This window comes from Oscillospiraceae bacterium (assembly GCA_009780275.1).
Taxonomy (GTDB): Bacteria; Bacillota; Clostridia; order Oscillospirales; family UBA929; genus WRAI01.
The window spans coordinates 43,630-54,422 of the sequence record WRAI01000016.1 but is presented as its reverse complement, the minus strand read 5'-3'; the positions used below and the strand labels follow the sequence as shown (position 1 = coordinate 54,422).

The window sequence follows — 10,793 nt, the reverse complement described above, 5'->3', positions numbered from 1 at the left end:
TTCGGCAAAAAATTCCGAAGCTGTGTTGTCTGTGTTGGACAGAAAAGTAGATGACATTGACAGCGAAGTAGCACTGTTACATGAACTGAAAGAAATCGTATTGGAATTCATACGACAAATGCGCCAAGCCGATTTTCACAACGAAACCGACGTAAAAATGTTATTTGACAAAGCGATAGAGATTGAAACGTCGCTGACAAGCGCAAGTCCCGACATTGCGGGCTTGCTTGATACATCTGATGTGGTTGACGAGCAGTTGATGCGTGTTGTGGTGGATGATAAACCTAACGAGCCAAAGGAATATGACCGCTTTGAAATCGAAAAATGCGGGCCGTATCGTTTTATTGGAAAATCCGTGTACACGCGGGCATTTGATAAAAAAGGCTCTCCGGAATTACACAGCAATTTCAGGAAGCAATGCAATTGGGTATTTGAAACATTGGACGCGATGAAAGAGTTTGATTCTGATGTAGCCAACAATGCCGCAATTCAACACTGGGAGCGGTTTAGTCAACCACATGAAACTATGACGCATTGGCCCGATCAAATGTTATTCGGAGGAAATGAGCTTCTGGGGTATACAATCGGACGGTTTATGAAAGCCGAAACACCTGTGCCGGAGGATATGGACTGGATTGATATTTCAGAAATGTACATCGCCAAGGGGTGGAAAACAGTAAAACCTTGCGGCGACATCGGAATGCCCGATGAAGGCAGTATGTTTGTAGCGATTGAGAAGTCGGATAAATTCAAGCCCGCATCGTGGTTGTTTGCGGCTGATATTTTTCCGTTTGTGGGTAAAGATGGCACGCTGATACGCGGTACTTTTATGGCTTGTATTGAAAATGTATAATAGTGGAGAGGTACAAAATGTCAGACATCACTACTTTGAAAGTACAAAGGGAAACAAGGCCGAAAATTGAGGATATTATCCCTTTCGTTGTTGCCGACGATAAGCAACAAACCGCATTGGATTTTGTCAAATGGCTAAGAGAAAGTCAAATGGCTCCCGGATGGTCGGGCGTTCACAACGCATGGGATGCAAAATGCAGAAGCAAAACGATTTGCAAAATTAGTTTGATAGATAAAAACTGGGCTAATTCAGGGCATATTCGCGGCAAGTATTCGTGGGAAGTAAAGTTATATTGTCCCCATATCTTTTGGGAAAAATATGGGGAAGATATCGTTATTGCCGAGGGACTGCAAGAGATATTATGGAATAATATATACAAATGCACTCATGCCTGTCTGGACGCCGCAAAGCCCTGCATAGGCGGCGGTACACAGATGTTATATGGCAAAAAGTTCAAAAAGGTTTGCCCTTCATCAATGTGGCCTATATTATACGATCCCGATGACGTTACACTCAACAGTGTAAAGAGATTGTTGGAATTAGAGAAACAAGCGAGAGTGACAAAGTAGACACTTGCGACACACAGCAGCCCCTTATGCATTCATGCTTGCATTATCGGCACCAGCGATGTATAATGGCGAAAAATGGAGGCGTAGTATAATGCCGGATTCGCTGTTTCATCAATTTGAAAATATCATCGTCTTTGATGTCGAGACAACGGGCCTCAACCCCAGGCAAGCGGAAATTATTGAAATCGCCGCACTGCGGGTGGTCAGCAAGCAAGGTTCACCTGAAATTGAAGACGAGTTTAATCTTCTCGTCACATTGCCGCCCGATAAAACATTGCCTGCTGTCATTACAAACTTAACAGGCATCACTGAAGCGATGCTTATATCGGAAGGTGTCTCACGAGACGAGGCATATGAGGCGCTAGCAGAGATGCTCGGCCATCCCGATTCGTTATTGGTAGCATATAACGCCCAGTTTGATCTATGCTTTTTGTATTACTTTCTGCAAAAATTTCAAGATGAGGCATTGTTAAAGAACTTCAAAATGCTTGACGCAATGACTGTTTATAAAGACCGCAAGCCATTCCCGCACAAGCTTGTCAATGCCATTGCCGCCTATGCCGTAACCACACCCAATACACACCGCGCAAGCGATGACGCGCGCGCAACGTTTGAGTTGCTTTGCAAAATGAGCACAGAAGCCGACGACCTTGACCGCTATATCAATTTATTTGGCTATAACGCGAAATACGGCGTTCCCAAGCCCCAAATCTCATCGGTCAATTATTTGCCGCAACGGTATACCGGACGGGGGAAATTGTATGAGGTTTAATGGGCAAACAGTGTTTGTCCCTACAATATTTCTTCGAGCAATTTCCGCAAAGTGTCGGCCGTTTCGCGCTTGGTATTATAAGCATATTCGAATAATTCGCGCAGACAAGTATCGTCACCTATAAGGCCCGCTTGTTGATACTGCGTTGTCGCTTTTGTCTCTTGGAAAAACAATGCCCGCACATCGAGCAGCCAGTCGTCCGACGGTTTGCAGGGCATTTTTTTTGATGGCGGCAGGCGCTGTCCCGTCAGCAAATAGCACGCCGAAACCAGCCGCCGCGTCAACATTATCTGCCGTGTTTTGAGCATGGCAAATAACCGCGTAGCGCGACGGTTTGGCAGACGCGATGCCATACAGGTATAGGTATGTACCAGCGATTGCTCGCACTCAATGGCTGTGAATAGATGCTCGTGCAAACCCTCCCCTGCCGATTCGAAACAAGTCGTTTCGACAGGTTCTTCAAGCGGCATCTCGACAGGCACCGGCATCGGTTCAGCGGGGATTAAAAAATCAGCCGGTGTTTCGACTGTATCAATACGCTGGCGCACGTTGCTCCACAAAGTGTTCAGTCGCGCGGTCTCGTCAGGAGAAATAATGGAATTCATGGGACACCTCACATGATGATTTATAATATCATTCTATGAGTATAGGGGGCGAATTGTGTTCGCCCCTACCATTAGATTAAATCACCCCTGCACCAAAACGTAAAATTGCGTACCGCCACCATGACAAGCAACGCAGCGAATCGCGCCACGCATCGTAAAATTCGCCATACGGCGCGTCTTGCGGCGGCACATTTCCGTAAACCAAGGCATCCAGCTGCGCGGCATACGAGCGCAATTCGGGCAACGACAATTCACTGCTCAACCGCGCGGCATATTCACGGACGGTTTCATCATCATGTTTGCCCAAACCATACAACGGCATAATTTTTAACACCGTTTTCCATAACAGTTTTACGCCATCTGCGCCGCCATCTGCAATTCTTCTTGCCTTACGTGCTGAACGACGGTTGTTAAATAGCAGCATGGCCGCCTTTGCTGTGACTATGCCTGACACAATCCAAACCCATGGCGGAATCTCAATGCCACCGGTGTCACCGGGGTAATCGGGGTCACCGGGTCTTGGCGGCGGCGTGATGTCCGGCCTGTCTGGCGGCGTCGGCGTATATCCGGGCGGAGGCGTCGGGGTTGGTGGAGGTGGGGTCGGGGTTGGCGTTTGTTCGCCCGGCGGCGGTGACGGCGGCAACGGCGGCGCGATTGGCGGCGGCGCAGCATCGGCAAAGCCGGGTGTCGGTTCAAAAATTACCCACCCAAGGCCCTCAAAAAACACCTCTCCCCACGCGTGCGCATCCCAGCCAGTGGCCTCATATTCACCCTCTTCGCCGTCCTCAACGGGACGCAACACAAAGCCCTGCACATACCGTGCCGGCATACCCAGCGTTCGCGCCATAACGACGAAGGCTGAGGCAAAATATTGACAATGCCCTCTTTGTTCCTCAAACAAGAAGTGATCAACGAAATCGACGTTGCGCGGCGGGTGCCTCATTTCGGTATAATATTCAAAATTCTCGCGCAGATATCGCTCCAATGCCATAGCGCGATCGAACTGATTGTTGTATGGCGCGGTAATCTCACGCGCCAGCACTGCAACACGATGCCCTTGTCGATAATGCAACGCGCCCGGCAGTTCGCGTGCCTCGGCCGGCGTCCAGCGCGGCACAAGCCGGTTTTGCAGCAATTCACCGTGCGCAAAGAACAGCGTGCCTGCCTCCCGCACGGCTTCACGTTCGGCTGCCGCAATTTCCTCGGCGATTGTCCGCTCCTCTGATGTCATGTTATCTGTAATGCGGGCAACGCCCTGCGGCATACGCAAGATGGCATAGTAGTCTTCTCTGTCAATGCGCGGGTAGAATGCTGTAACGGTGTATTCAAAGCCTTGTCCCTGCACGGTATCGACATAGATAACATCGCGCGCCGGATCTTCAAATACGGTCACTTCTGCCGGCCCCGAATAGCGCACCATAAATTGCGGCCGCAGCAACAGATTGGTTTGCAAGGCTTGATATTCGATGGTCATTTGCCGCGTGCGTCCGTCTTCGAACAGCACTTGATCAAAAATCTCGGTATACGAACGTGCCGTGCGATCATCATCGATTCCCACGGAATGCCAGCGCGAGCCATCATAATGCAAGAATGTATACGCGCGCAAGTATGTCTGATAGCCATTGGTCACGCTGACCATTACGGTATCACTGCCACGAAATGGACCGCCCAACTGTCCGCCGCCCAAGTTTCCTGCGCCAAACGTGGGGCGAAACATCGCCCAGTTACGAACGTCTAAGTTGAGCGCATCGACAATGTCACTGACGGCGGGAATTTGCAGCGGCGAAGGCGACTTCGGCGTAACGACGCTCAACAGCAACGCAATCACGCACAACGGAATGATGCCACCAAACAACGTACTTAACCCTGTTCGATTATGTTTTGATACGACTTGCCATGCCATGACAACCACGAGCAGCAATAGGAACAACACAAAGAGCGGGAGTGAAAACTCGTCAACCGGCTGCGACAAAAAGAGCATGGCACCGGCAACAAAAATTGGGATATACAAATGAATGCGCATACAGACGTACGCCGCGACAAAAAACGCAAGCAACAATGCGCCATATGTAAAGTCAATATAAGCGCGGTCGTAGCGGATTTGTACCGCGATGAATTCGTACAGCCACTGCGCATAATCGCTGATAAAGTTGACAAAAAAGTTATCCAGCGAAAGTGCAAATGAAACACCGACAAGTACGGCTAGCAATATGCCCACGCCCCACACCACCAAGCGGAACACGCGGATGTGGAGCAGTATAATGACAGGCGCAAATAAAATTAACCGCGTAACAATAAAAAGCGGCTCGATCGGAATGGCGAAAAAGGCACTCATTGCCAGCAAAAGACAGAACGTAATCATCGCGGCAAAGCCTAAATCAATGCCGCGAAGCTTCCATATATTGGTTTTATCCTTCGGCATTTTACCAATGGCGATTTGCTCGTTAGTCATACTCTTTTTGCTCATGAAGCCACCTCCAATGTGCGGCGCACATCGGCGTCGGGCGCGACGGTGTGTACTTTAAGTGAATGGCTCGGCGTGTGCGTCCGCGGCTTGTCGTTGTCATTGCTGACAACAAAGGCTTCGACGCGGCGATTGGGGTTGTCCAGCACCACATTGAAATCGGCATCTTCTTGTGTGGTGAAAACAAGTGTCTCACGCACCGGCATTTGCTGCTTGATAAAATCGCGCAACGACACTGCCTCATCAAAAGGTGCCGATGCCAACGCAGCGTAAATCATTTCGAAATCGCCGATGGTTCGCGCCTCTTTTGTGACAAGCGCGCCGTCGCAATGATAGCATACCATCAGCGGAATGGCGTTGCGCAGGCAGAAATCGACCACAGAGGCCACAAGTTCCATCATCTTTTCCTGCATTTGCAGGCTGTTTTTGCTGTTGGGACGAAACATATCAAGCCAGAGCAACAGCTCGTCATCGTCGCTTGTTTCGTAGTGCTTGCTCATTAAATTATCGCGCGCCGCACTCAATTTCCAGTGGATGCGCGATTGACTGTCTCCGGGTTGGTACTCGCGGATATCGCTGTACAGCCCGCTTTCTTCGAAGCCGCGCTTTAATACACGCTCCTCATGCTCGGATAAAATGCGACTGCGCCCCATGACTTTGACTTGGTGCAGTTTAGGAAAAACCGTGATTTTCGTACTTTGATTGAGCCTCTTGTCACGAAAGCGCGCAATGCCCCACATATCACGGTATAAACCCGATGTGGCAGTAAATTCATATACGCCGCGATATTGCATGGTGATGGGCGTTGCCTGCACACTTGTCGCTCTGGGCGGCACGGCAAATGAGCAGTACATCTGTTGCTCAAACCCTTGCAAGTCCGACTGCAACGTACAGGTAAACAGCGACACAGGCAAGCGCGAACCGTTTCGCACTACCATATTCAGATTGGTTGCCGCGCCACTGACATAGCGGCTGCTCCCGTGCCGCAGCTGCAGACGCAATGATTTTCGCAAAAAATAGATATTGAACGGCACGAGAATCACCAATGCGCCAAGCATATACAACAGCGCATACGGCACAAAACCACCGTAATGCGATGCCATGATAAACATGAAAACGGTAAGAATCAAAAAGGGAAGCTGCACGCGCACATGCCTGCGCTGCTGTTTTTTTCCCACCGGATACATACCAACCTTGTGCTTTGCCATGACTTTATAATTTGGCGATGGGCGCGGCGACACGCGTCAAAGCCTCTTCAACAATCGCCTGTGCCGTGATGTCGCCCAAGCGCGCCTCTTGCTTGAGAATGACGCGATGCGCCAGCACGGGCACAGCGAGCAACTTGATGTCATCGGGCAGAACATAGCTACGGTTGTTGTACAACGCGCAGGCCTGTGCCGCGCGGCACAACGACAAACTGCCACGCGGGCTGACACCCAGTGCTGCCGCCGCGTGGTTGCGCGTATAGGTCGCCAAGTCAACGATGTATTGGTGCACCAAATCGTCGACAAAAATTTCGTTGACTTTGGCTTGCAGCGCCGTGATGGCAGCGCCGTTGACAACAGCTTGCAGGGCTTTGAGCGGGTTGGTGCCCTGATAGTTTTTCAGAATAGCGGCTTCCTCAGCTTTTTCGGGATAGCCCATGGATATACACATCAAGAAACGATCGATTTGCGCTTCGGGCAGCGGATACGTCCCAACATATTCGATGGGGTTTTGCGTCGCCAATACCATAAATGGCTCGGGCAACTTATGTGTCACGCCATCAACGGTAACTTGCGCTTCTTCCATGGCTTCGAGCAATGCCGACTGCGTTTTAGGTGATGCACGGTTGATTTCATCGGCTAACACGAAAGACGCAGATACTTGCCCCATGCGAAAATCGAAATCACCGGTCTTTTGGTTATAAATGCTAAATCCGGTAATGTCGCTGGGCATCAAGTCGGGTGTAAATTGGATGCGTTTGAATGAGCAGTCTACACTTTTTGCCAATGCGGCGACCATAGAAGTTTTGCCTACGCCAGGCACATCCTCAATAAGAACATGACCTTGGCACAGCAGTGCCATGAGCAGAAATTCGATGGTTTGTCGCTTGCCGAAGATAGCCTTTTCCATGTTTTCGACGATGTGGTGCAGTTCTTGGTAGTGCATGATGGTGGTTCTCCTGTCTTTTGTGTGGGGCATACTTTCACTTTCCGACCATTCTATCATGAATCGCTATTTGGCGCAACCTTATTTTTACGTCGGCGTATGATACGCATTGTTAACGTCACTGCCGCCGCGATGGTTATCGCCGCGATGAGGTAGTCGACTGCGCCGAAACGACGCACCGACGCATTGCTTCCGGCAGGTTGTCCATATTGCTCATACATACGACGCAGCTGTGACGGGTCGTGTGTGATCAAGCCATCGGGCGCCTGAGCGACCATACCATGCAAGTCGGTTTCAGCGACATCGGGCGGCACATCGACCCAGACCTCTAATCCGCTGTCTTGCAGGGCCTGTATGTATTCTGTCTCTACGCGACTGCTACCGGGCGGCCCTGCGGGCAAGACAACAATGTTTGCCTCGCTAAGGCGCGCGTCTTCAACAATATATGCCGGATTTTCCGGCCGCATAGGTATGTTTGAATCGCCCGGCGGCGACTGTTCATCGAGAGGGATATCCCAAAACATCGGCCGCACCCAAAAGGCACGTGCCATGTTCGGACGCTCTGCCGCCACACGGCGCAAAATAATAAAGTATTCGCTCATGATAACGCCATCTTGCAGATCAAGTTCATCAAATAAGTTGAATAGAGCATCCAGCGTGTCTTCATCATAGACCGAAAAAATGGGCAAAATGCCGTATTGTTGGCCGACAGTTAAAATGCGCCGCAATTCGCTTTCACCGCCGTCCCATTCGAGCGTCAGGCGCAATTCGCGCTCTAACTCGTTATATGCATCGTCCCACCAATGCCGCAGTGACATGGTCAATACGACAGCTGTTGCGTCTGTCATACGCTCATCCCATGCCCCCGACGCGATAATGTGCGGCGGGTCTTGCACCACTGTTTCGGGGAAGTTGAGGTGCTCAATCGCGGGAAAGCTTGTGGCCTCCGGCACGTCAAATTGATGAACTGTCGGCGGTGCGGCGGCAAATGCCACCGGCACGAATACAGCAAAGACCAGCAGAATAACGGAAAATTTACGCATGGTTATTTCTCCTTTTTTTAGTGCGCCGTATTATCAGTGTAATTATCACCACTGCCGCAACAACCACTACGCCGCTTAGAAGGAGCGTGAGTGCGTTAATACGTCTCTCTATAACCAATGAACCGGCATCTCCCGTTCCCTCTTGCTCGAATGGCTCACTGAGCAGCGCGAATTCATATTCACCCAACGAGATGATCGTTTTAGCTACTTCTACACCATCTGCAAGCGTTAGAATTTCAATCTCAACTTCAGTTTGCGTACCATCCCGCGCCGTAGCAACGCCATCCCGCGTCAAATGCACGGGAATGGCCGCGCCGACCGTCACATCAGCCGTTGTCATAACGGCCATGCCCGTGACATAGTTGGCCGCAAAGGTCGGGAACGTTGCCTCTTGGCCGAGCAGCGATGAATTATACGTCCAACCGCCTGTCAGCACACCGCGGGCGCGGGCGTCGCGCACTTCCTCCATCGTAAAATCGCCGGCGTTACGGTTGAGGGCCGCGAAGTTTGACGTTGTCAATTGCACCTGGGTGCGCGTGCCGAAACGTCCGCCCGAACGCGATGTCAAGTAGGTCATCGGCACTTCAGGCAGCAATTCTTTCATGCGCTGCGACTGCTGGCTCAAATTAAACGAAATGAAGACAATGCGGTCTTGGAAATTGAACTCTTCGACTAAGTCACGCAACAATTCAGCGTCAATGTCAAACAATTGCCCTTGCGACTTGATTTCGATAAATAATATGCCGTCGAGATGATTTTCGTCAAAATATTCAAAGTATTCCCGCAATGTCGGCACGCGAATATCGGGAAAATCTTCCGGCAACCATTGCGCGACATCGGAGCTGGTGTAGTTGGTGTCCATGACGTTGGCCGTCAACTCGCGGATTTGTTCCAGTGTCATGTCACGCACGCGTCCGCGCCCGTCCGTCGTGGCATCAACGGTGTCGTCATGCATAAGGACCAGGTGACGGTCGGCAGTATGTAGTGCATCCATTTCAACACCATCGGCACCTTGCGCCATCGCCAGCATCGCACCTTCGAGCGTATTCTCCGGCGCCCACATCGGTGCGCCGCGGTGACCGATCAGCAGCGGCGAACGGAGCAGGATAGGCGTGCCGGTATATTGTTCTATGGCGTTGCGCAACAGCGTTGGGTCGCCCATCAAGCCGTCGGGAGCTTGCAGTATCGACTGATGCCACGCATCAAAATGACCATCGGGCAAGCTAACCCATACCGTCAGCATACGTCGTTGCAGGGCACGTATGTAGGCCTCCATCTCGGCGTCCGTCGGCATGACATTGTGCGTCACAACAATACTTGCTCCGGCGCGATGCGCCTCGGCCGCGACTTCAATGGCATTTGGCTCGTCTGACGCCATAGCCCACAACGCCCGCGACATTTGCGGGCGTTGCGTGTGCATTCGGCGCAAAATGTCTGCACTCACGCTCAGTATAACGCCATCTTGCATATTGATGTCATCGAGGAATTCAAGCAAAGCATCGACAACGTCCTCTTCCCAAACCTCGAAAATCGGCAAAATGCCATGTCGTTGGCAGAGCGTCAACACACGCCGTAAGTCGCTTTCGTATCCGTCATAATTGAGTCTGAGTTTTCCGTCCTCGTCGATTGAAATATACAACCGCACAGCCGTAGCGTCAAGCATGCTTTCGCTCCATGCGCTGCCTATCACCATCGGCGCATCAATCAGCGCAGTGTCCGGCCAATTAAGTTGCTCTATAAAGGGAAAGTCTGTCGCTTCCGGCACGTCATCAACAAACGGCCATTCCCACCGCGGCTGCGCAGCTGCCAACCCCATCGGTGCGAGGATAACAGCGGCGAGCAGAATAACGACAAGTTTACGCATGACAATCACTCCTAAAATATAGTATAAAAGTAATACACACCACGGAGCCGAATCAATGACTACTCTTTTGGTATTATACGTTAATTCCCGCCAGCCGTCAATGCACAAGCACCCAAACTAAACTTGCCAGCCCCGCACCCCACACAAGACAAAAAATCCGCGCGCCCCAACTCAGCCGCGACCGATGAGAGATTTGCACAGGCTGATACGCTTGCTCACGCTGAACTTGCGCGGCAAGCTCATTGGCCTCTTCTAAAATCTGCGCCTCAGTCACGCCCTCATTTTCGCAACCGTCACGCATAAGCAAGATTGCCTGCTCGAACAGCTGCACATCGGAAAAGCGTACAACAACGACGCGCTTTGCAATGCCTTTGACCATAGAATAATCCCCCTGATGATGGTAATCAAGGGGATTATTGCCGGTTTTGGGCAGGAGTATACTTGCAATCATGGCATTTCTATGTCATAATGA

General features: G+C 51.0%; 10 protein-coding genes. 3 read left to right on the top strand and 7 right to left on the bottom strand.

All coding sequences use genetic code 11. From position 1 onward, the window contains the following. The 3 genes from FWE06_06115 to FWE06_06105 all read left to right on the top strand — a co-directional run. A partial coding sequence (locus tag FWE06_06115) for a hypothetical protein (protein ID MCL2546754.1) occupies nucleotides 1-853 on the top strand: 853 nt, incomplete at its 5' end. Nucleotides 854-870: 17 nt separating this feature from the next. After that, nucleotides 871-1,422, top strand: a complete 552-nt coding sequence (locus FWE06_06110; protein ID MCL2546753.1) for a hypothetical protein — start codon at nucleotides 871-873, stop codon at nucleotides 1,420-1,422. Between the two features lie 91 nt (nucleotides 1,423-1,513). After that, nucleotides 1,514-2,194 carry a 3'-5' exonuclease gene (locus FWE06_06105; protein ID MCL2546752.1) on the top strand — a complete coding sequence of 227 codons (681 nt, stop codon included), beginning with the start codon at nucleotides 1,514-1,516 and terminating at the stop codon, nucleotides 2,192-2,194. A gap of 20 nt (nucleotides 2,195-2,214) precedes the next feature. Here the strand turns inward: FWE06_06105 and FWE06_06100 are convergent, their stop codons facing one another. The 7 genes from FWE06_06100 to FWE06_06070 all read right to left on the bottom strand — a co-directional run bounded on the left by FWE06_06100 (nucleotide 2,215) and on the right by FWE06_06070 (nucleotide 10,700). After that, nucleotides 2,215-2,799: a hypothetical protein gene (locus tag FWE06_06100; GenBank protein ID MCL2546751.1), complete on the bottom strand. Its 585-nt coding sequence runs from the start codon at nucleotides 2,797-2,799 to the stop codon at nucleotides 2,215-2,217. A 76-nt stretch (nucleotides 2,800-2,875) separates the two neighbouring features. After that, entirely contained in the window at nucleotides 2,876-5,266 is a 2,391-nt protein-coding gene (locus tag FWE06_06095; protein ID MCL2546750.1) for a DUF3488 and transglutaminase-like domain-containing protein, read from the bottom strand. Continuing rightward, entirely contained in the window at nucleotides 5,263-6,504 is a 1,242-nt protein-coding gene (locus FWE06_06090) for a DUF58 domain-containing protein (GenBank protein MCL2546749.1), read from the bottom strand. Before FWE06_06090 ends, FWE06_06095 begins: the two co-directional genes overlap by 4 nt. Next, the gene (locus FWE06_06085; GenBank protein ID MCL2546748.1) at nucleotides 6,476-7,414 is read right to left on the bottom strand and encodes a MoxR family ATPase; all 939 of its coding nucleotides are present in this window, start codon (nucleotides 7,412-7,414) and stop codon (nucleotides 6,476-6,478) included. The genes FWE06_06090 and FWE06_06085 overlap by 29 nt, the downstream gene beginning before the upstream one ends. A 56-nt stretch (nucleotides 7,415-7,470) precedes the next feature. After that, entirely contained in the window at nucleotides 7,471-8,457 is a 987-nt protein-coding gene (locus FWE06_06080; GenBank protein ID MCL2546747.1) for a hypothetical protein, read from the bottom strand. Further along, a complete protein-coding gene (locus FWE06_06075) occupies nucleotides 8,450-10,321 on the bottom strand; it encodes a hypothetical protein (GenBank protein MCL2546746.1) in 1,872 nt (623 codons plus the stop codon). The genes FWE06_06080 and FWE06_06075 overlap by 8 nt, the downstream gene beginning before the upstream one ends. A 97-nt stretch (nucleotides 10,322-10,418) precedes the next feature. Then, nucleotides 10,419-10,700 (bottom strand): hypothetical protein, encoded by a 282-nt coding sequence (locus tag FWE06_06070; protein MCL2546745.1) that lies wholly within the window; start codon nucleotides 10,698-10,700, stop codon nucleotides 10,419-10,421. Between the last annotated feature and the right edge of the window lie 93 nt (nucleotides 10,701-10,793).